Annotated in this window: 19 protein-coding genes and 1 pseudogene; 9 read left to right on the top strand and 11 right to left on the bottom strand. The window is 72.2% G+C overall.

All coding sequences use genetic code 11. The features are described 5' to 3' along the window. The 3 genes from SSQG_RS06290 to SSQG_RS06300 all read right to left on the bottom strand — a co-directional run. Nucleotides 1-696 (bottom strand): glycosyltransferase (locus SSQG_RS06290; RefSeq protein ID WP_003988887.1); only part of this gene is annotated, 696 nt, incomplete at its 3' end. A 186-nt stretch (nt 697-882) separates the two neighbouring features. Beyond that, nucleotides 883-2,301: a HEAT repeat domain-containing protein gene (locus SSQG_RS06295; protein ID WP_003988888.1), complete on the bottom strand. Its 1,419-nt coding sequence runs from the start codon at nt 2,299-2,301 to the stop codon at nt 883-885. 300 nt (nt 2,302-2,601) lie between these two features. After that, nucleotides 2,602-2,994 (bottom strand): ankyrin repeat domain-containing protein, encoded by a 393-nt coding sequence (locus SSQG_RS06300; RefSeq protein WP_003988890.1) that lies wholly within the window; start codon nt 2,992-2,994, stop codon nt 2,602-2,604. A 295-nt stretch (nt 2,995-3,289) separates the two neighbouring features. On the opposite strand from SSQG_RS06300, the gene SSQG_RS06305 reads away from it, so the two are divergent. Together SSQG_RS06305 and SSQG_RS06310 are read left to right on the top strand one after the other, a co-directional pair. Next, the gene (locus SSQG_RS06305) at nt 3,290-3,484 is read left to right on the top strand and encodes a hypothetical protein (RefSeq protein ID WP_003988891.1); all 195 of its coding nucleotides are present in this window, start codon (nt 3,290-3,292) and stop codon (nt 3,482-3,484) included. A 52-nt stretch (nt 3,485-3,536) separates the two neighbouring features. Further along, on the top strand, nt 3,537-5,156 hold the full coding sequence (locus SSQG_RS06310; protein ID WP_039932050.1) for a membrane protein: 1,620 nt from the start codon (nt 3,537-3,539) through the stop codon (nt 5,154-5,156). Here the strand turns inward: SSQG_RS06310 and SSQG_RS06315 are convergent. Next, nucleotides 5,153-6,649, bottom strand: coding sequence for a PLP-dependent aminotransferase family protein (locus SSQG_RS06315; RefSeq protein WP_003988893.1), 1,497 nt, complete (start codon nt 6,647-6,649; stop codon nt 5,153-5,155). The two genes, SSQG_RS06310 and SSQG_RS06315, sit on opposite strands and share 4 nt — an antisense overlap. 99 nt (nt 6,650-6,748) lie before the next feature. On the opposite strand from SSQG_RS06315, the gene SSQG_RS06320 reads away from it, so the two are divergent. The 4 genes from SSQG_RS06320 to SSQG_RS06335 all read left to right on the top strand — a co-directional run bounded on the left by SSQG_RS06320 (nt 6,749) and on the right by SSQG_RS06335 (nt 10,203). Next, nucleotides 6,749-7,402, top strand: a complete 654-nt coding sequence (locus SSQG_RS06320) for a YczE/YyaS/YitT family protein (protein WP_039932051.1) — start codon at nt 6,749-6,751, stop codon at nt 7,400-7,402. After that, nucleotides 7,399-8,166 carry a glycerophosphodiester phosphodiesterase gene (locus tag SSQG_RS06325; RefSeq protein WP_003988895.1) on the top strand — a complete coding sequence of 256 codons (768 nt, stop codon included), beginning with the start codon at nt 7,399-7,401 and terminating at the stop codon, nt 8,164-8,166. The genes SSQG_RS06320 and SSQG_RS06325 overlap by 4 nt, the downstream gene beginning before the upstream one ends. Nucleotides 8,167-8,215: 49 nt before the next feature. Next, the gene (locus tag SSQG_RS06330) at nt 8,216-9,562 is read left to right on the top strand and encodes an MFS transporter (protein WP_003988896.1); all 1,347 of its coding nucleotides are present in this window, start codon (nt 8,216-8,218) and stop codon (nt 9,560-9,562) included. Between the two features lie 266 nt (nt 9,563-9,828). Next, nucleotides 9,829-10,203: an RNA polymerase-binding protein RbpA gene (locus SSQG_RS06335; RefSeq protein ID WP_003988897.1), complete on the top strand. Its 375-nt coding sequence runs from the start codon at nt 9,829-9,831 to the stop codon at nt 10,201-10,203. Nucleotides 10,204-10,343: 140 nt separating this feature from the next. Here the strand turns inward: SSQG_RS06335 and fxsA are convergent, their stop codons facing one another. The 4 genes and pseudogenes from fxsA to SSQG_RS06355 form a co-directional block, all read right to left on the bottom strand. Next, nucleotides 10,344-10,919 (bottom strand): FxsA family membrane protein, encoded by a 576-nt coding sequence (gene fxsA / locus SSQG_RS06340; RefSeq protein ID WP_003988898.1) that lies wholly within the window; start codon nt 10,917-10,919, stop codon nt 10,344-10,346. A 107-nt stretch (nt 10,920-11,026) separates the two neighbouring features. Further along, the gene (locus tag SSQG_RS06345; RefSeq protein WP_039932054.1) at nt 11,027-11,830 is read right to left on the bottom strand and encodes a polyprenol monophosphomannose synthase; all 804 of its coding nucleotides are present in this window, start codon (nt 11,828-11,830) and stop codon (nt 11,027-11,029) included. A 533-nt stretch (nt 11,831-12,363) separates the two neighbouring features. Then, nucleotides 12,364-13,961 (bottom strand): annotated as a pseudogene (locus SSQG_RS06350) (amidohydrolase). Nucleotides 13,962-14,050: 89 nt separating this feature from the next. Then, nucleotides 14,051-14,491: an Lrp/AsnC family transcriptional regulator gene (locus tag SSQG_RS06355; protein ID WP_039932055.1), complete on the bottom strand. Its 441-nt coding sequence runs from the start codon at nt 14,489-14,491 to the stop codon at nt 14,051-14,053. A 269-nt stretch (nt 14,492-14,760) separates the two neighbouring features. On the opposite strand from SSQG_RS06355, the gene SSQG_RS06360 reads away from it, so the two are divergent. Next, entirely contained in the window at nt 14,761-15,195 is a 435-nt protein-coding gene (locus SSQG_RS06360) for a hypothetical protein (protein ID WP_003988902.1), read from the top strand. A 210-nt stretch (nt 15,196-15,405) separates the two neighbouring features. Continuing rightward, nucleotides 15,406-15,654: a hypothetical protein gene (locus SSQG_RS43930; RefSeq protein ID WP_003988903.1), complete on the top strand. Its 249-nt coding sequence runs from the start codon at nt 15,406-15,408 to the stop codon at nt 15,652-15,654. Here SSQG_RS43930 and SSQG_RS06365 read toward each other — a convergent pair. Beyond that, the gene (locus SSQG_RS06365) at nt 15,617-16,789 is read right to left on the bottom strand and encodes an acyl-CoA dehydrogenase family protein (protein WP_003988904.1); all 1,173 of its coding nucleotides are present in this window, start codon (nt 16,787-16,789) and stop codon (nt 15,617-15,619) included. The genes SSQG_RS43930 and SSQG_RS06365 overlap by 38 nt on opposite strands. 339 nt (nt 16,790-17,128) lie before the next feature. Between SSQG_RS06365 and SSQG_RS06370 the strand changes: the two genes are divergently transcribed. Next, a complete protein-coding gene (locus SSQG_RS06370; protein ID WP_003988905.1) occupies nt 17,129-18,391 on the top strand; it encodes a glycoside hydrolase family 18 protein in 1,263 nt (420 codons plus the stop codon). Nucleotides 18,392-18,442: 51 nt separating this feature from the next. On the opposite strand, the gene SSQG_RS06375 is transcribed toward SSQG_RS06370, so the two are convergent. Further along, nucleotides 18,443-19,099 carry a TetR/AcrR family transcriptional regulator gene (locus tag SSQG_RS06375; protein WP_003988906.1) on the bottom strand — a complete coding sequence of 219 codons (657 nt, stop codon included), beginning with the start codon at nt 19,097-19,099 and terminating at the stop codon, nt 18,443-18,445. 99 nt (nt 19,100-19,198) lie between these two features. Further along, nucleotides 19,199-20,575, bottom strand: a complete 1,377-nt coding sequence (locus SSQG_RS06380; protein ID WP_003988907.1) for a peptidase C39 family protein — start codon at nt 20,573-20,575, stop codon at nt 19,199-19,201. Nucleotides 20,576-20,604: the final 29 nt, after the last annotated feature.

Below are 20,604 nucleotides of genomic sequence, written 5' to 3' on the forward strand. Positions count from 1 at the left end.
GACGATCACGACGCGGACGCCGTCCAGGCCACAGGCACCGGCGAGGAGTTCGACCTGCTTCTCGGGGGCGAGCCGGCCGACGTAGCCGACGATCACTTCGCCGTTCGGGGCGAGTTCCCGCCGCAGCGCCTCGTCACGGCGGTCGGGCCGGAACCGTGCGGTGTCCACACCACGCGGCCACAGCTCGACCCGCGGCACCCCGTGCGTCTCCAGGTCGCGCAGGGCCGCGGTGGACGGAGCGAGGGTGAGGTCGGCCGCGCCGTGGACGGAGCGGATGCGCCGCCAGGCGGCGGCCTCTCCGGCGCCCATGTACGTACGGGCGTATCCGGCCAGGTCCGTCTGGTAGACGGCGACGGCGGGGATGCCGAGGCGGGCGGCGGCGGCCATGCCGCGCACCCCGAGGACGAAGGGGCTGGCGAGGTGGACGACGTCGGCACGGTGCTCGACGAGGGTGGCGGCCAGACGCCGGCTGGGGAGGGCGACGCGGACCTGGGGGTAGCCGGGGAGCGGGAGGGAGGGGACGTGGACGACGGGGCACGGCGCTGACGCGTCGGGCTTGTGCCCCGGCGCGGGGGCCGGGGCGACGACGACGGGGGCGTGACCGCGATCGACGAGGTGCCGGGCGGTCTGGAGCGCGCAGTGGGCCACGCCGTTCACGTCGGGGGGAAAGGATTCGGTCACGATGACGACACGCATACCGGTGTTGTCGCCGTGCCGGACGTGGCCGCGTCAACGTGGATCTTTCCGGCCGAGGAACGTCCTATGAGCGTTCTGAGGTGCACCCGCGCAGGTCAGACGGCGTCCATGCCCTCCTGACCCGCGAGTCACCCCTCGTTCACCCGGGCGGCCTGATTCCGCCCCGCCGATCTGGCACCGAGGGGGTCACACAGCGGTCTCCTCGGGACCGATCCGGCTGCGTACGGCCGTCTGGACCTCGGCTTCCTCGGCCGGGTCCGCGGCGAGCCGGCGCAGTCGCTCGACGACGCGGGCGTCTCCGGTCTCGGCGTGCCGGGCGGCGATCTCGCGGGTGGTCTCCTCGCAGTCCCACAGGCACTCGACGGCGAAGCCGGTGGCGAAGGAGGGGTCGGTGGCGGCGAGGGCGCGGGCCGCCCGGCCGCGCAGATGGGAGGAGGCGGTCTCCCGGTAGACGTGCCGGAGCACGGGTGCGGCGCAGGCGATGCCGAGCCGCCCGGTGCCGTCGACGAGGGTCCACAGCGTCGGCGCGTCAGGGCCTTCACCCCGTACGGCCTCGCGCAGGGCCGTGAGGACCAGGTCGCGGTCCCGCGCCCCGCCCCGGCAGGCGAGAACGCGTCCGGCGGCGGCGCCCAGCGGGTCGGGCCGCCGGGCCCAGCCGCGCGCCCGGTCGACGGCGGCGAGCGAGCGCATGCGTTCGAAGGCGTCGACGGCGGCGTCCACGACGACCGTCGAGCCGGTGGCCACGGCGCCCTCGATCAGGTCGAGGGCGTCGGGATCGCCTCCGTCGGCGAGATAGCGCAGGGCGGTGCACCGGGCTCCGTCGCTGCCGTCCTTCGCCGCCCGGACGATCTCGGCCCGGTCGTCGGGGCCCGCCACGGCGGTGAGGCAGCGGGCGGCCGGGACATGGAGTGCCGCGCCCCGTTCGAGGCCTTGCTGGGCCCACTCGAAGACGGCGCTCACGCTCCATCCGGGACGGGGCCCGGTCGGCCGCATCTGCCGCTGCCAGCGGTCGAAACAGCCCGCCTCGTGGGCGGCACGCACACGCGTGGCGACGGATTCGCGCGGATCCTCGGCCCACAGCCGCCACGGCCGGGGCTCGAAGGCGTCACGGACGGCGACGGCCAGCTCGGCCTCGCCCTCCGGGTCGGCCGGGAACCGCGCGAGGACGGGCGCGGCGAGGGCGCGCAGGCCCGCGTCGTCGTCCCGCAGGGCGAGTTCGTCGAGGGCCCAGGCCCAGTTGGAGCCGTGGGCGGCGTACCTGCGCAGCAGTTCGAGCGCGTCCCGCCTGCCGTAGGAGGCGAGGTGCCCGAGGACGGCGAGGGCGAGCCCGGTGCGTGACTCGTCGCTGTCGAGGACGTCCTCGGCGCCGAAGAGATGGGCCTCGACCTCGTCCAGCTCGCCGTTCAGGTCGAGGTAGAGGCGGGCGTAGTAGAGGGAGCGGTTCTCCACCTGCCAGTCGTGGCGGGGATCGCGCAGCACGCAGTGGTTCAACGCCGCGAGCGCCTCGGCGCGGGGGGCGGTGAGCGCGTGCAGCGTGCCGTCGCCGCGACCCCGCTGGAGCAGGCCGAGCAGCGTACCGCTGGGCGCTATGACCGGATCGAACATGGGAAACAGCCTCACATCAAGCGTCGACGCAACCGGGGACGTGTACTACCTGGCCGCGCGACAACACGTCGGAGTGCCCGCCGTTTCCTGCTTGCTGTAGACCATCTTCCTCTGCCTCTCGTCGGTGGCCCTTGCGGACCGCGTCACGGCCCGCGCGGTGCGGCAACACCTGCCCAACCATCACGTCCGTGAACCACGTCGTCATGATGACTCGGCACTTCCGTCTGCCGCGACCGAAATTTCGGCGGCCCTTTACCGCCTCCCCCGTTTTCGTTGTCGTTCCAGGTCAGACTGGTCGGCTCAGTGATCGCCGAACAGTTCGAGCAATTCCGTCCGGCCGAACATCCGGGCGGTGTCGACGGCCGAGGGCGTACCGGCGGCCGGGTCGGCGCCACCCTCCAGAAGAGCCTTGATCACGTCCGCCTCGCCCTTGAAGACCGCTCCCGCGAGCGGGGTCTGGCCTCGGTCGTTCACCCGGTCGGCCTCGGCGCCGCGGTCGAGCAGGGCGCGCACCGCGTCGGAGTGGCCGTGGTAGGCGGCGAGCATCACGAGCGAGTCGCCGCGGTCGTTGGTGAGGTTGGCCGGAACGCCCGCGTCCACGTACGCCACGAGCGCCTCGGTCTGTCCCCGCCGGGCCAGATCGAAGATCTTGGTCGCCAGCTCCACGACCTCGGGGTCGGGGACTTCGGTCATCGGCCGGACCGCCTCTCCTGCGCGTCACGTCGGGTGCGTACGCCTGCGAGTGGCGCAGCCGTACGAGTGAATCGCCAGGGTACTGGCTCACGCCGCACATGACCCGATGTGCCCGAGGTAAAGATCACCACAGACCGGGCGAGGACCACGGCCCGGTTCGGCCGGCCAGGGACCACTCCGTCAACCGGGGGGAAATGGTCCGGATTTAACCCAGTTGCACCTTTTATCGTATGGATACATCCTGTGAGCCTGGAAGTACTCATGGTGACTGTCCCCGCGAACCAGGAGAACCCACATGATTCTCTCCATCTCAGGCGTGGTCCTGCTCGGCATCGTCGTCTTCATCTTCTTCCGCAAGGACGGCCTCAAGGCGTCGCACGCCGTGGTCACGATGCTCTTCGGCTTCTATCTGGCCAGTACGGCCATCGCCCCGAGCATCAAGGCGGGCGGCGAGAGCCTGGCGAGCCTCCTGGGAGGAATCAAGTTCTGACGACCCCGCTCCCCGTACGCACCCCGCCCGTACGTACTGACTGGAGGCAGCAGTGGCCCGGCGCCCCCTCCCCCGCATTCTGAGCAACGGCGGCGCACAGCTCGCCCGGAGCCGGGAGCTGGCCCGGACGGCCGCCGACAGCGCCACCGACGTCCTCCACCCGCTGATCACGATCACGCGGGGTCTGCGCCGGCTGGCAGCGGCCGGGCGGCGCAGATGGACCGAGACCCCCAAGGAGAAGCGGGGGGCGCTGCTGTTCCTGATGGCCTCCGTGATCCTGGTCGTGGCGCTGGCTCCGTACGGGCCGCTGCTCGCCGCCATCACCCTGATGGCGGCGGCGGCCTGGCAGGGCCGGGAGGGTGCCGCGGTAGTACCGGAGGGGCCCGACGAGTCGCAGACCCAGCGCCTGGAGTCGCTGTACGAGGCGCTCGTGCCCTACTTCTCCACGACCGAGACCCTGAGCCGCTGTACGCGCCACGCGGCGCGGTGGGACAGTCTCCCACTTACGCGTCGACGCCGCAGCGATCTCGCCACCTGGTGGTGGCGCTACCCGGCGTACTTCGCCGACGGGGAGGCCGAGGCCCGCGCCAAGGTCGAGCACCTTCTCGCCGCCAAGTCGGGCCGTGGCCGCGAATACCACTTCACGTGGGACGAGGAAGGCAACCAGTTGACGGTCGACGTGCTCTCACCGCTCGCCGTCGACATCGTCGCCCAGCCTTTCGTCACCGCGCCCGGCGAGATCGTCCTCGGCTTCACCGACCCGACCCGGGTCCGGCGCACACTCCCCCTGACCTGCGGCGAGCAGCGGCGGGACGCGCCCCCCGTCGTCTGGCGCACGGGTCTGCGCTCCACCGAGCCCCATCTGCTCGCCCTCGGCCTGCCGGGCAGCGGCACGTCCTCCCTGCTCCGGTCCATCGCCCTGCAGGCGCTCCGGCACGGCGACGTGGTGATCGTCGACGGCGGCGGCACCGGCGAGTACGCCTGCCTGACCGGCCGGGACGGCGTCCTGGCCGTCGAGTGCGGACTCGCCGGGGTCCTGGCGAGCCTGGAGTGGGCCGCGCACGAGACCGAGCGACGCCTCATCGCCGCCAACCGTGCCCACCAGGCGGGGCACCCGCCGCCGGACGACACCAGGCGCCCGCTGTGGATCCTCCTGGACCGTCCGACGGCGTTCACCCATCTGGCCGCGGCCGACGACCGCGAGGACCCCCAGTCCCTCCTCCAGGTCCCCCTGCGGCACGGCCGCCCGGTGAACGTGACGGTGGTGGTGGCCGACCAGCTGGACTGCATGGAGATGCTCAGCGAACCGGTACGGCACCACACGCGTGCCCGCGTCGTCCTCGGTCCGGCGACGGGCGAGCAGTGCGAGTCCGTCCTGGGGGCGCCCCCGCACACCACCCCCGTCGACGAGGTCCCACCCGGCCGTGGTTACGCCCGCCTGGGCACGGGCCCGGTCCACCGCCTCCAGGTCCCTGCCACGCCGCACCCCTACGACGACGCGACGACCGAAGCCCACCGCCAGGCGGTGCTGGACCTCCTCCCGCCCCGCACGGCACCGGCGGACGGAGAGACGGTGCCGGCACCGGCGGAAGGCGAGCCGGAGCCGGTCCCGGAGCCGGCCGAAGCCGAGCCGGTCCCGGTGCTGACGAAGCCGGCCCCCGCCGAGCGCTAAGCGACGAACGTACGCGGTGCCTCCGTACCGCTGACCCCACCGGACTCCACGATCCGTGCCGCCGCCGCCAGCCGCGCGGCCGCCTCCTCGGCCACCGCGCCGCCCACGGTGAACGGCAGCCGCACATACCCCTCGAACGCCCCGTCCACCCCGAACCGCGGCCCGGACGGCACCCGGACCCCGACCCGCTCCCCCGCCTCCGCGAGCCGCGACCCGGAAAGCCCCCCGGTCCGCACCCACAGCGTCAGCCCACCGCGCGGCACCTCGAACTCCCACCCGGGCAGCTCCCGGCGCACCGCCGCCACGAGTTCGTCCCGGTTCTGCCGCGCCTGCTCCCGCCGCGCCGCGACGGCCCGCTCCCAGCCACCTGTTCCGAACAGCCAGTTCACGGCCAGCTGCTCCAGCACGGGCGTACCGAGATCCGCGTAGGCCCGCGCGGCGACCAGGCTGCGGACCACGTCCGGCGCGGCCCGTACCCACCCGATGCGCATACCGGCCCAGAACGCCTTGCTCGCCGACCCCACCGTGATCACCGTGGACCCGGCCGGGTCGAACGCGCACACCGGCCTCGGCATCCGCACGTCCTCCAGCGAGAGCTCGCTCATCGTCTCGTCGGCGATCAGCACGGTCCCCGCGGACCGCGCCGCGTCCACCAGCCGCCGTCGCTGGTCGTCGTCGGCGAGCGCCCCGGTCGGATTGTGGAAGTCGGCGACGACGTAGGCGAGGCGCGGGGCGGCGTCCCGCAGGACCTGCCGCCACCGGTCCATGTCCCACCCGGTGAGCCCCTCGGCCATGGCGACGGGCACGAGCCGGGCCCCGGCCTCCCGCATGAGCTGGAGGATGTTGGCGTACGAGGGCGACTCGACGGCGACGCGCTCGCCCCGTCCGGCGAACAGATGGCAGATCGCGTCGATGGCACCCATCGCCCCGGTGGTGACCATGATCTGCTCGGGCATGGTCGGGATCCCGCGCGCGGTGTACCGCTCGGCGATCATCGACCGCAGCGCGGGCAACCCGGCGGGATAGTCGCCGTGCGTGTGCGCGTAGGGCGGCAGTTCCTCCAGAGCGCCCTGCACGGCCCGGGTCAGCCACGGTTCGGGCGCGGGCAGGGCGGCACAGCCGAGGTCGATCAGCGAGCCGAGGGCCTCCGGCGGCAGGGGCTCCAGCCCCCGCGCCGGCACGGGGTTCCCCGCCGGCACCGCGGTCCAGCTTCCGGCGCCCCGCCGCGACTCCAGGAACCCTTCGCCGCGCAGCGCCTCGTACGCGGCCGCGACCGTCGTACGGCTCACGGAGAGGGACAACGCGAGTTCGCGCTCGGCGGGCAGCCGGGCGGCCACCGGGACCCGTCCCTCGAGCACCAGCAGCCGGATGCCGTCCGCGAGCGCGCGGTAGGCGGGCGGCCTGCGGGTGCCGGGCCCCGCCGGGCGGTCCTGCTGGGAGTTGAGCAGCCGGGCGAGCTGCGCCGCCCCCACGGCCGAGGTCCACTGCGCCATCGGAATCAGTCCACCTTCCCCGGATTGGCCCTGGTTGGACTCAGCGTCCAAGCCACATGGTGTCATGCGTCAGTCCACTACCACCACAGGGGGCACCACATGTCCACGCAGCGCCGTCTCGGTCGGCGGCTCATCCAGCTCTACGCGGGTCTCGCGCTGTACGGCGCGAGTTCGGCGTTGCTCGTCCGGTCGGGACTCGGCCTGGAGCCGTGGAACGTACTGCACCAGGGCATCGCCGAGCGGACGGGGCTGTCGATCGGAGTGGTGCTGACCCTCGTGGGCGCCGCGGTGCTCCTCGCGTGGATCCCGCTGCGCCAGCGGCCGGGGCTGGGCACGATCTCCAACGTGCTGGTCATCGGCATGGCGATGGACGCGACACTGGCCCTGGCGCCCGACGCGCACGGCCTGGCGCCGCGCATCGCGCTGATGGTGGCGGGGATCGTCCTGAACGGCGCGGCGACCGGCCTGTACATCGCGGCGCGCTTCGGCCCGGGCCCGCGCGACGGCCTGATGACGGGACTGCACCAGCTCACCGGGGTCTCGATCCGTCTGGTGCGCACGGGCATCGAGCTCACGGTCGTGGCGACCGGCTTCGCCCTGGGTGGCACCGTCGGCGTCGGCACCCTCCTGTACGCGGTGTCGATCGGCCCGCTCGCCCAGCTGTTCCTGCGGGTGTTCGCCGTCCTCCCGGCATCCGACGGCAGCACGGTCGTTGCCACAGGTCAACCGCGAGGAGCGATACTGCGTCCGTGACCCCGCGGATACGCCACCCCTATCTCGACCATCCCGGCCCGATCGCCTTCGCCCACCGGGGCGGGGCCGCGGAGGGCCTGGAGAACACCGTGCGGCAGTTCCGGTGCGCCGTCGAGGCGGGCTACCGGTACATCGAGACCGATGTCCACGCCACCCGGGACGGCCGGCTCGTCGCCTTCCACGACGCGACCCTGGACCGGGTGACGGACGGCGCGGGCAGGATCGCCGACCTGCCGTGGCAGGAGGTACGGCACGCGCGCGTGGCGGGCGAGGAGCCGGTGCCCCTCTTCGAGGAGCTCCTGGAGACCTTCCCCGACGTGCGCTGGAACGTCGACGTCAAGGCGGAGGCCGCCCTGCTGGCCTTCCTGGAGCTGGTCGGCCGGACGGACTCCTGGGACCGGATCTGCCTCGGCTCGTTCTCCGAGGCGCGCGTGGTGCGCGCCCAGCGGCTGGCCGGCCCGCGGCTGGCCACGTCCTACGGCACGCGGGGCGTGCTCAACCTGCGGCTGCGCTCCTGGGGGCTGCCTGCGGCGGTGCGCCGCTCGGCGGTCGCCGCCCAGGTCCCCGAGATCCAGTCCGGCATCCAGGTCGTGGACGACCGCTTCCTGCACGCCGCGCACGCGCGCGGGCTCCAGGTGCACGTGTGGACCGTCAACGAGCCCGAGCGTATGCACCGGCTCCTGGATCTGGGCGTGGATGGCATCATGACCGATCACATCGACACGTTGCGCAAGGTCATGGAGGACCGCGGCGTCTGGGTCTGAGACGCGGGGCCCACGCCCTCCGCGCGTTCACGGGGAAGCGAGGGCACGGGTGGGGACCGACACCGTGCATACACCGTCGGCCGACGGGGCGGCGGAGCGCAGACGCGAGCAGCGCGGCTGGTACTTCTACGACTGGGCGTGCTCCGTCTACTCGACGAGCGTGCTCACCGTGTTCCTCGGCCCGTACCTGACGTCGGTCGCCGAGTCGGCGGCGGACGCCGAGGGGTACGTCCACCCGCTCGGGATCCCGGTGCGCGCCGGGTCCTTCTTCGCGTACTCGGTGTCCCTGTCGGTGATCGTGGCGGTGCTGGCGATGCCCCTGGTGGGGGCCGCCGCCGACCGCACGGGCCGCAAGAAGCCGCTCCTCGCGGCCGCCGCCTACCTGGGGGCCACGGCCACCACGGCCATGTTCTTCCTGGACGGCGACCGCTATCTGCTCGGCGGGCTCCTGCTGGTCGTCGCGAACGCGGCGCAGTCCGTCGCGATGATGCTCTACAACTCCTATCTGCCGCAGATCGCTCCGCCCGAGCAACGGGACGCGGTGTCCTCCCGCGGCTGGGCCTTCGGCTACGCGGCGGGTTCCCTGGTCCTCGTCGTCAACCTGGTCCTCTACACGGGGCACGACGGCTTCGGCCTCTCCGAGAGCACCGCGGTCCGCATCTGCCTGGCGTCGGCCGGCCTGTGGTGGGGCGCGTTCGCCCTCATCCCGCTCCGTCGGCTGCGCGACCGCAGGACGACCCCGCGGGAGGCCGCCCTGCCGGGCTTCCGCCAGCTCGCGGCGACCGTCCGCGACATGCGCCGCCACCCGTTGACCCTCGCCTTCCTGCTCGCCTACCTCGTCTACAACGACGGCGTCCAGACGGTGATCTCACAGGCCTCGGTCTACGGCTCCGAGGAACTGGGCCTCGGGCAGTCCACCCTCATCGGCGCCGTCCTGCTGGTGCAGGTGCTGGCGGTGGTGGGCGCGCTGGCGATGGGCCGGCTGGCCCGGACCTACGGGGCCAAGCGCACGATCCTCGGCTCGCTGGCCGCGTGGACGCTGACGCTGGCGGCCGGATACTTCCTGCCGGCCGGGGTGCCGGTGTGGTTCTTCGTCCTGGCCGCCGGGATCGGACTGGTCCTCGGCGGCAGCCAGGCGCTGTCCCGGTCCCTGTTCTCCCATCTCGTGCCGCCCGGGAAGGAGGCCGAGTACTTCTCGGCGTACGAGATGAGCGACCGCGGGATGAGCTGGCTGGGGCCGCTGCTGTTCGGCGTCACCTACCAGCTGACCGGGAGCTACCGGGACGCGATCATCTCGCTGGTGGGGTTCTTCGTCATCGGGTTCGCTCTGCTCGCCCGGGTTCCGGTACAGCGTGCGATCGCCGAAGCGGGGAATCCGGTTCCTGACAGGATTTAGCACTCGAAGCGAAAGGGCTGTAGTGTACGCGTTTGGCCTGCCAGGCGTACCGTTACTGCGCGTCAAAGATGCCGAAACGCTAGGTTACATCTGCCAGCAGATGTGACAAACCGGGCGCTGGTGGGTACAACAAGGGCGGCTACGACGGCGACGCATGACCCGGAACGGGACTCGGAACGGGAATCTTTACCGCCGACCGGACGTTGACCGGATGACGACGACAGCGACACCTGTCCTGTGGGCGACAAGCCCGGGAGGCACGATTCATGAGTGAGCGAGCTCTTCGCGGCACGCGCCTCGTGGTGACCAGCTACGAGACGGACCGCGGCATCGACCTGGCCCCGCGCCAGGCCGTGGAGTACGCATGCGAGAAGGGGCACCGCTTCGAGATGCCCTTCTCGGTCGAGGCGGAGATCCCGCCGGAGTGGGAGTGCAAGGTCTGCGGGGCCCAGGCACTCCTCGTGGACGGCGATGTCCCTGAAGAGAAGAAGGGCAAGCCCGCGCGTACGCATTGGGACATGCTGATGGAGCGGCGCACCCGTGAGGAACTCGAAGAGGTCCTCGAGGAGCGCCTGGCGGTTCTGCGCTCCGGTGCGATGAACATCGCGATTCATCCCCGAGACAGCCGCAAGTCGGCATAAGTCCCTTCGGGGCCTGGCCGAAATCACAGCGCATCAGACCGCGGGCGCCGTACGTGAAGTACGGCGCCCGCGGTTTTCTGTCTGCTCTGCCGACCTGAGGCCATGGGCCGCGCTCAGTGGCCGGGGCCCGTGGGCCGCGCTCAGTGCGTGAGCGGCGGGCGCGGTTCCCGCGGGGCGTCGCCCGGCTCGTCCCTGATGACCTCGCCCTGGACGACCTTGCCGTCGGGGCGGTGCATCCGGGCCTGCTGGAAGGCACCGCCGAGGGTGCCCGCGTCGGCCTCGCGGAGCTTGCGCTCGAAGGTGCGCTCCGCGGAACGGCTCACGGCCTTCTGGACCGGGGGCAGCAGCAGGAGCAGGCCCACCGCGTCCGACGCCACTCCGGGGATCATCAGCAGCAGGCCGCCCAGCATCATCAGACCGTTGCCCTCGCTGTTCGGCCGGGCCGCCTCGGGCATCACACCGCTCTGCTGCTGTTGCAGCGCCTCGGAGAGCTTGCGGAACGCCCGCCGGCCGGCCCGCTTGATCACCACCGCGCCGAGCACGAAACCCGCGAGCAGGACGAGGAAGACCACCAGTCCGCTCGACGCCCCCGCGATCATCGTGAGCAGCCAGATCTCCAGCACGAACCACGCGGCGATACCCAACGGCAGGAACGTACGCAGCCGGGAGCGCCGCGGCCGGGCGGGGTCACTGGGGGTCTGAGCGCCAGTCGTCATGACTCCAGTGTGCCTGGCCCCGGCTCAGTGCGGGATAAGCGCTCGATCAGGTGTTTTCCGTGACCCGTCCTGTGACCCGCGGTCCGGAAAGCGCTCCGGGACGGCGGCTACGGTTTCGACGGCCTGCCGCCGCGCCCCGTGACCTTGCCGACCCGCTCGCCCACGCCCCACGCCGTGACCCGCCACAGCGCCTCGACGAGGATGTCACGGCTCATCTTGGAGTCGCCGAGTTCACGCTCGACGAAGGTGATGGGCACCTCGACCACGTGGTAGCCGGCCTTGACCGCGCGACGGGCGAGGTCGACCTGGAAGCAGTAGCCCTGCGAGGCGACCTCGTCGAGACCGAGGCCCTCCAGGGTCTCGCGGCGGAAGGCACGGTAGCCGCCGGTGATGTCGCGCAGCGGCAGGTCGAGCGCCAGCCGGGAGTAGAGGCTGCCGCCCCGGGAGATCACCTCTCGGGACCTGGGCCAGTTCACCACCCGGCCGCCCGGCACCCATCGCGAGCCGAGCACCAGGTCGGCGCTCTTGAGGGCGGTGAGCAGACGGGTCAGCTCCTCGGGCTGGTGGGAGCCGTCGGCGTCCATCTCGACCAGCACGCCGTAGTCGCGCTCCAGGCCCCAGCGGAAGCCCGCGAGGTAGGCGGCGCCGAGGCCCTCCTTGCCCTTGCGGTGCAGCACGTGGACGTGGGCGTCGTCGACGGCCAGCTCGTCGGCCAGCTTGCCCGTGCCGTCCGGGCTGTTGTCGTCGGCCACGAGCACGTGCGCCTCGGGGACGGCCTCGCGCACCCGGCCGACGATGCTCTTGATGTTCTCCGCCTCGTTGTAGGTCGGGATGATCACCAAGGCGGTGCCGAGCGGGCCGAACTTCCTCCCCTGGGCTCCTGCCGCGAGGGTTCCGTCGCCGTCGTTCACTGATGCCCCTTCATGTCCGTACGCAAGGATCCACCATAGTGGGCCCGGCCTGCGATGACGTGACAGGACGTTCGAATGGTGGTGTCGAATCCGCGAGACGCGGGTAAGAATGCGCCTTCGGGGGCGAGCGTACGGCGGATGGGGGCCCGGCGCCCTTCGGGCCGACCTGGGACCCGCTGGCTGCGGATCGACCGAAAGCCGTTGTCTACTGAGCGTCCGGGCCCCACCCGGGTCACACCTCCCCGACCGGCCGGAACGTTCCCTCGGCGCTGCGCCGGCCTGAGCCTGGCTCCCAGTGGCGGTGCCCGGTGCGGCACACCGTCCCTGACCCGGCGGCGCTGCGGCGAGTGCGCGGACGTTCCCCGGTCGGGCGTCCGGTGGTGGACTGGGCCGAACCTACCGGCCCCCTGCGGCAGCCTGTCAACAGCCGTTCGACCTGCGCTTTGTGCGGCAAGGCCCTGGTCAGCGCGGAGGATGCGCAGGTCGCGCGCCGGGGGTGCGGCGCACGATCTCGTGCGCGCCACCCCCGTAGATCACTCGCCCGGCCGTACGAAGACCGTGCGTCCGCCCACCACGGTGCGCAGACAGACGGGCAGGTCGCGGCCCGGGGTCAGATCGGGCAGCCCCGGAGTGCCGGAGCGGGGATCCGTCGACCAGCGGGCGACCCGGTCGTCGGGAGCCTGGACCACCAGTTCGCCGGTAACGCCACACCGCGTAGTCGGCGGGGGGCGCCCGCACAGGACGCCCGCGTCGTCCCGTCGACGCCCGCCAGCCGCCCCGCGTGTGCGCGTGACGCGGCCCGTACGGAGACGCGTGCTCCGGCGTGCGTGGAACGCGGCGGCCCGGACCGTGCCCACGGGTCGAGCGGGGTGACCGGGCTGTCGGAGCCGAAGGCCAGCGGGACGCCTGCGCGCAACAGGGCCGCGAACGGGTTCAGGGCCCGTGCCCGCTCGGCACCCAGCCGCTGCGCGTACATACCGTCCTCGCCGCCCCACAGGGCGTCGAACGCGGGCTGGACGGAGGCGGTGAGGCCGAGTTCGGCGAAGGCGGCGACGGTCTCGGGCGTGAGCATCTCGGCGTGCTCGACGCGGTGGCGGGCGGCCCGGACCCGGGCGAGGCCGAGCTTCTCGGCGGCGGCCCGAACGCCTTCGGTCACGGTGTCCACGGCCGCGTCGCCGATGGCGTGGAAGCCGGCCTGGAGACCCGCCTCGGTGCAGGCCACGACGTGCGCGGCGACCGCGGTGGCGTCCAGGTAGGCCCTGCCGGTGTGGCCGGCATCCGCGTACGGCTGGTGCAGACAGGCGGTGTGCGAGCCGAGGGCTCCGTCGACGAAGAGGTCGCCCGCGGCGCCGATCGCCCCCAGTTCCCGGGCCTTGGCCACGTCCCGCTCGGCCCAGTAGCCGACGACGCGCGGCCCGGGCTCCTCGGCGGCGAGGCGCAGCAGCCCGGTGAAGTCGTCCTCGGAGGAGATCTCCGGGCCGGCGCACTCGTGGACCGTGCCGATACCGAGCGAGACGGCGTGTTCGAGGGCGGCATGCTGGGCGTCGGCGCGCTGCTGGGGCGTCACGGCTGCGAACGCGGCGGCGCGCACGGCGTGGTGGGCGTCGGCGGTGAGGGGTCCGTCGTCACGGGTGACCGCATCCGGGATCAGGTCGAGCAGGGCCGTGGTGACGACCGCCGAGTGGACGTCGATCCGGCTGAGGTAGAGGGGACGGCGACCGGCGGCTTCGTCGAGTTCGGCCCGCGTCGGCGGCCTGCCGCCGGGCCAGCGGGCGGCGTCCCAGCCGTGCCCGAGCAGCACCCGGTCGCCCGGCCGGGCGGCGGCGAAGTCGCGTACGAGGGCCAGGGCCGCTTCGAGCGAGGGGGCCGAGGACAAGTCGAGGCCGGTGAGCGCGAGGCCGGTGGCCGTGGTGTGCACGTGCGAGTCCGTGAACGCCGGAGTGACCAGCGCCCCGTCGAGGTCGACCACCTCGTCGACCCCGTCGGCGAATGCGTCGGCGGCCCCTTCCGACCCGACCCACGCCACCTGTCCCCGTTCCACGACCATCGCCGTGGCGAAGGGATCGGCAGGACTGTGGACCTCTCCGCGACGGAGCAGAAGGGTCTTCGGCGGGGTGCTGGACTCACTCATGGGGAACAGTCTCACAGGCCCCGCTCCGACGCCCCGAAAGGGGCGCGGGGAACCGCGCGATCAACCACGAACCACCCGCGGCCGCGGCATCAGATGCGCGGCGGCCGCGCCTCGTAGGGCGTGGACAGCACCACCGTCGTCCGGGTCGAAACCCCCGCCAACGACCGCACCCGGGCCAGCAGTTCCTCCAGCTCGTGCGGTGTGGCGACCCGGACCTTGAGGATGTAGTTCTCGTCCCCCGCGACGCTGTGACACGCCTCGATCTCCGGCACGCCCGCCAGCCGCTCCGCGATGTCGTCCGGCGCGCTGGGATCGAACGGCTTCACCGAGATGAACGCCGTCATGGGCAGCCCGACCGCCTCCGGGTCGACGACCGCGGCATAGCCGCGGATGACGCCACGCTGTTCCAGCCGCCGCACCCGCTGGTGCACGGCCGACGTGGACAGACCCGTGGCCTTGCCCAGGTCTGTGTAGCTCATCCGCCCGTCCTTGACGAGCAGCTGCACGATCTGTCGGTCCAGCTCCTCCATGGCGCAAGAACCTACAGGGCGGTTGATCTCCTCGGATAGCTGAGGAGCCCTGGTCATGCCCGGTTCGTGATGTGGCCGGAAGAAGACGGTCGGTAGTCCGGGGGGACAAAACCGCCGCAGTGGGCACCTGCGCACGGCATGTGACGAACGCCACAGGGCCCGAACGGTCTCCGTGATGTTCTCGTGGTTACCGCCGAGGGGGGACGGGAAGTGCTTGCTGTGGTCGAGGCCGCAGTGCCTTATCGGCCCAGCCCGAGGGGGAGAACCCAATGCAGAGTCTTAAGCGCCCTGGTCGCACCGCACCCAAGCGGCAGCAGCTCGTCGTCGAGCCCGAGCCGGAGGGCGTCGAACCCGACACCTTCGACGACGAACTCGACGCCTACGACACCTTCGAGATGTTCCGGGTCGTCTGCCCGGACTGCGCGCAGCCCATCGCCCTCCTGGCGGACGAGGAGGTCCTGCCGGAGCACGCGCTGTGCGCCTCACCGTGGAACCCGTTCGGGCTCACGGTCTGCGCCGGGACGGGCCGCCGGGCCACGGACGCCCGCGCCGCCGACGAGTCCGTCGAGCCTCAGGAGCAGGACACCGCCCTGCTGTTGACGCTCCCTCAGGGACTCGACTGGCGGACCCAGCCCTTCTCGCACGTCGGCGGGCCGGGCTCACGCCCCATCAGGATCCCCGTCATGCGCCGCCAGGCGGCCTGAGCGCTGGGCTTCCGGCCCGCTCGCCCACCCCGAGTAGCTGCGCCGCACCACGGCACGCGGTCCGCCGTGGTGCGGTTCGGTGTGCCCGGACGAGTGACCGGCGGTACGCCGCGGCCGGCTCCCGGAGGACACACGGAATCGGGCGTGCCTGAACGCACGCCCGATTCCGGCTGCCGGTGACCTGTCCGGCCTCAGCCGCGTTGCCCTGGTATGACCCCCATCTCCTCAGCGACCGGGCGTCAGCGCCTCCTGTACGTCCCGCCGCCCGCAGAATCGGTTCGGCCGCCCGCGCCGCGCTATCAGGACCCGCCGATCTACCGCGACCTGATGCGAGCCTGGGCCGAGCGGGGCCGCACCCTGCCGGGCCGTCACGACCCGGAGTGGATGCGGCTCGCGGCCCCCTGGCGCGGCCTCGACCAGTTCAGCGTTCCTCTGGACCCACGAGATGGCGGGCGATGACCATCCGCTGGATCTGGTTGGTGCCCTCGACGATCTGGAGCACCTTGGCCTCGCGCATGTAGCGCTCGGCCGGGAAGTCGGCGGTGTAGCCGTAGCCGCCGAGGATCTGCACGGCGTCGGTGGTGACCCGCATCGCCGTGTCGGTGCAGTGCAGCTTGGCCATGGCGGCCTGCCGGGCGAACGGCCGGCCGGCGTCGCGCAGTCGCGCCGCCGCCAGGTAGAGCGCGCGCCCCGCCTCGATCTGCGTCGCCATGTCGGCGAGCATGAAGCGCAGGCCCTGGAAGTCGGCGATCGGCTTGCCGAACTGGCGCCTCTGCGCCGCGTACGCCAGCGCCTCGTCGAGCGCCGCCTGCGCCACGCCGATGGCGCACGCCGCGATACCGAGCCGCCCGGAGTCGAGCGCGGACAGGGCGATCGCGAAGCCCTGGCCCTCCTCGCCGATGCGGCGGTCGTCGGAGACCCGTACGTCGTCGAAGTGGACCTGCGCGGTGGGCGAGCCCTTCATGCCCATCTTCTTCTCGGGCGCCGCGGCGCTGACCCCCGGCGCGTCGCCCGGCACCAGGAACGCGGTGATGCCGCGCGGGCCCTCCTCGCCGGTGCGCGCCATGACCGTGCAGAAGTCGGCGATCCCGCCGTGCGTGATCCAGGCCTTGGTGCCGTTGATCACCCAGTCGTCGCCCTCCCGCACCGCCTTGGTGCGCAGGGCCGCCGCGTCCGACCCGGAGTGCGGCTCGGAGAGGCAGTAGGCGCCGAGCAGGCCGCCGCCGAGCATCGCGGGCAGGTGCTCGACCTGCTGCTCCTTGGTGCCGTAGGCGGCGAGCGCGTACGAGGCCAGGGTGTGCACGCTGACGCCGAGGCCGACGGTGAGGCGGGCCGCGGCGAGCTCTTCGAGGACCTGGAGGTAGACCTCGTAGGGCTGGTCTCCCCCGCCGTACTCCGAGTCGTACGGCAGACCGAGCAGGCCGGAGCGCGAGAGCAGGCCGAAGAGTTCACGCGGGAAGCGGCCGGCGTCCTCCTCCTCGGCCGCGTGCGGGGCGATCTCCTGCTGCGCGATGTCGCGGACGAGCGAGATCAGATCCCGGGCCTCGTCCGTGGGCAGTTGTCGGTCCACCGGCTGCGGGGCGCGGTCGGGCATGGCGACGCTCTCCTCCCTGTCGGGCACTGGCGGTCGGGCCCGTGGGTGAGGGCGGCGCCGCCGGGTCGTTCTGGTGCCTGGCCGATGCTTGCAGTCCCGGGTCTCGGAACCTGCTGACCAGCGGCTGTGCGCTGTGAGTATGCCCGATCGGAGGCATCCCGTCACCAGTTAACGACCGCTTACTTCAAGAAATACCCGAGCGGGTCCGGCAGAGCGAAATTGGTCCGCACCATTGACCCAACTGGTCTAGTCCTCCTACTGTTTCGCTCCACCGATTAACGCGTTCATGCCAATCGGCGCGCGTGCGCGCGTCCCTTCTCCCCCACGAGGAGACACCGGATGCACACCCCCCACCGCTCCCGTTTCAGGGCCCTCGTGTCCGCGGCCTGTTGCGCCGTCCTCGGCGCCGGTCTGCTGGCCGGCGCGGGCACCTCCGCTACCGCGGCGACCTCGGCTCAGGAAGCCGCCGCCGAGGCGAAGGCCGCTCCCGGCCTCAAGGCCGGCTCCAAGGTCATCGGTTACTTCACCGAATGGGGCACCTACGACCGCAAGTACTACGTCAAGAACATCGAGACCTCGGGCTCGGCGGCCAGGCTCACGCACATCAACTACGCCTTCGGCAACGTCACCGGCGGCAAGTGCGCGATGGGCGACGCCTACGCCGCCACCGACCGGGCCTACACCGCCGCCGAGTCCGTCGACGGCAAGGCCGACACCTGGGACCAGCCACTGCGCGGCACCTTCAACCAGCTGCGCAGGCTGAAGCAGAAGCACCCGGACCTCAAGGTGCTGTGGTCCTTCGGCGGCTGGACCTGGTCGGGCGGCTTCGGCGAGGCCGCGAGGAACCCGGCCGCCTTCGCCCGGTCCTGCTACGACCTGGTCGAGAACTCCAAGTGGGCGGACGTCTTCGACGGCATCGACATCGACTGGGAGTACCCGAACGCCTGCGGCGCGACCTGCGACACCAGCGGCAAGGCGGCCTTCCGGAACCTGCTGCAGGCACTGCGCACGACCTTCGGCTCCGGCAACCTCGTCACCGCGGCGATCACCGCCGACGCCACCCCGGGCGGCAAGATCGACGCCGCGGACTACGCCGGCGCCGCCCAGTACGTCGACTGGTACAACCCGATGACCTACGACTTCTTCGGCGCCTGGGACGCGGCCGGTCCGACGGCCCCGCACTCTGCGCTGACCTCGTACTCCGGCATCCCGAAGGCGGACTTCCACACGTCGGCGACCATCGCGAAGCTCAAGGGCCTCGGCATCCCCGCCTCGAAGCTGCTGCTCGGCATCGGCTTCTACGGCCGCGGCTGGACGGGCGTCACCCGGTCGGCGCCCGGCGGCACGGCGACCGGCCCGGCGGCGGGCACCTACGAGCAGGGCATCGAGGACTACAAGGTGCTCAAGACCAAGTGCCCGGCGACGGGGACGGTGGCCGGCACGGCGTACGCCAAGTGCGGCAGCAACTGGTGGAGCTACGACACCCCGGCGACCATCGGGACCAAGATGACCTACAAGAACCAGCAGGGCCTGGGCGGTACGTTCTTCTGGGAGCTGAGCGGCGACACGACGAACGGTGAGCTGATCAAGGCCATCAAGTAGACCTTGCCGACCCATGGGGCGGAGGGGCCGTGCCGGTTCCCTCCGCTCTTCTCACGCCCCCTGGTGGGCGGCCTCCGGAGCCGGGTAGGCGGGGTCCAGGTCCTCGATCGCCCGCAGGGCGCCGCCGAGCCCCTTCAGCAGCAGTTCGCACATGGTCTGCCGGGGCAGCTCGGGGCGGTCGATCCATTCGAGGGTGGCCCCCTCGACGCTGCACACCCAGGCCAGCAGCCCCATACGCGCCAGCGGGGTGATGTCGACGCGGCCGTACGCCCCCTCGGCGATGGTGGCGACGATGGCCTCGCGCACCCCGTCGCGGAGGGCGTGCACCTCGGTGTCGAAGCCGACGCCCCCGCTGACGATCGTGCGGTACGCGGCCTGGTTGTGCTCTGCGTAGCGCAGATAGCGGTCGATGGTGCGCTGGACACGGTCGACCGGGGGCAGTTCGAGTCCGCTCGCCGCCAGGGTGACCAGGTCGGTCACCGAGTCCTGGATGATGGCCAGGTAGTAGCCGCGCTTGGACTGGAAGTAGTAGTAGATGAGCCCCTTGGCGACGTGCGCCTGCCGGGCGATGTCGTCCATCGACAGGGCATCGTAGGACGTGTCGGCGAACAACCTCCGCCCGATGGCGATGAGTTCGGCGCGGCGCGCCAGCGAGCGCTCGGTGCCACGGGCCCTGGGACGCGCGGCAGGTTGTTGACTGATATTCAATTTCGACCCTGGTTCCAACGGGCGGGCGAGGCGGGACACCCGCAGTATGGCAGGTCGGAGGGCCCCGTCGTGGGTCAGGTCACAGTGGTCCGGGCGGGATCACGCCCGCACGCCCACGGCCGCCAGGGCCTTGCGCTGGCCCGCGGTCGGGCGCGCCGGGAAGTACAGGTAGCAGACGCCGCCGGTGCCGGAGACGACCTTGCCGGAGGCGTTGTACCGCTTGGTCCGCAACCAGATGTTCTCCCACTCCCGCCGCCGGTAGACACGCCGCACGGCGTCGTTGCTCTCCGAGGCGGGGTCGCCCGCGATCACGTCGCCGCCTGGCGTGAAGCCGACGACGGTCATCAGGTGCCCGGCGGTGCCGTACCCGGCGCCGGACAGCTCCTCCTTCAGGAACGACTGGGACGTTATGGCCGGGATGCCCGCCGCGATCAGCGTCTCCAGGTCGCCGAGCGAGCCGAGCCGGGTGACCACGGCCTGGAGGCCCTTGAAGGTGGCCGCGTAGGCGGCGTTGAACGGCCAGTTGCCGCAGCCCGCGTACTGGTAGTCGTACGTAAACCGGGCGGCGTGGCACACCTGCGGATCGGCGAACGAGGGATCCACCCAGGCCAGCTGCTTCGGGGTGAGCCGGCCTCCCCAGTACTCGATGATCATCTGGGAGGAGGTCGGGCTGCACCAGGCCTCGCCGCCGTTGTCGTACTCGGGGTACTGGCCCTTGTGGATCTCCTGCGAGTACCGCGGCACGACCAGTTCCTTCGCGAGGCCGGGCACGGACGCCGGGACGGTGAACCGGTCGGGCACGTCGGAGCCCATCGCGCCGAGCCGCCACACGGTGGGCGTGGCCTTGGTGCCCGGCCTGCGGTACAGGGTCAGGCGCAGCCGGCAGGCGGCCATGCGCAGCCCCGTCGACGGATCGTCGATCGCCAGTGTGTCCGTCCAGACGCTGCTCTTGCCGTCGCTCTGGTCGTCGACCGAGGTGCGCCGGATGTCCTGGTCGCCGGCTGCCCAGCGGCCCATCACGTACCAGGGACTGCTGGTGCCGTCCGTGTAGTCGGCCCTGAGCTCGGCCTGGAGCCACGTCCCGGCCGGGGTGTGCGCGTTCCAGGAGACGATCGCCTCCGTCGCGGGGACGGCGAAGCGATGGGCGGGGGACGTCCAGGCGCCGTACTCCCAGGCGGCCGTGGTGCCGGTGTGCGGATCCGTGTAGTCGGTCGTACCGGCGGGCGTCGCGATCACCACGCCCGGGTGGGTGCCCGCGACGGCGCGCGTGCCCTGGAGGGCGCCCCCGTGCCAGTCGCTGTACGAGACCCACGCCCGGTTGTCCACCGTGCGGGCCGGGACCGCACGGGCGGGGTCTGCGGCGTCGGTCGTCATGGGAGCCTCGGTGACGGCGGCCGCCGGGCCCGCGCTCGCCGTGACGGCGGCGACCGCGGCGGCCAGAACGGTTCTGCGGGAGGGCTGTTCGGCTCTGCTCATGGCAGGACCCCCGGTTGTCGGAGTCGGGC

Source organism: Streptomyces viridochromogenes DSM 40736 (assembly GCF_000158955.1).
GTDB classification, from domain to species: domain Bacteria; phylum Actinomycetota; class Actinomycetes; order Streptomycetales; family Streptomycetaceae; genus Streptomyces; species Streptomyces venetus.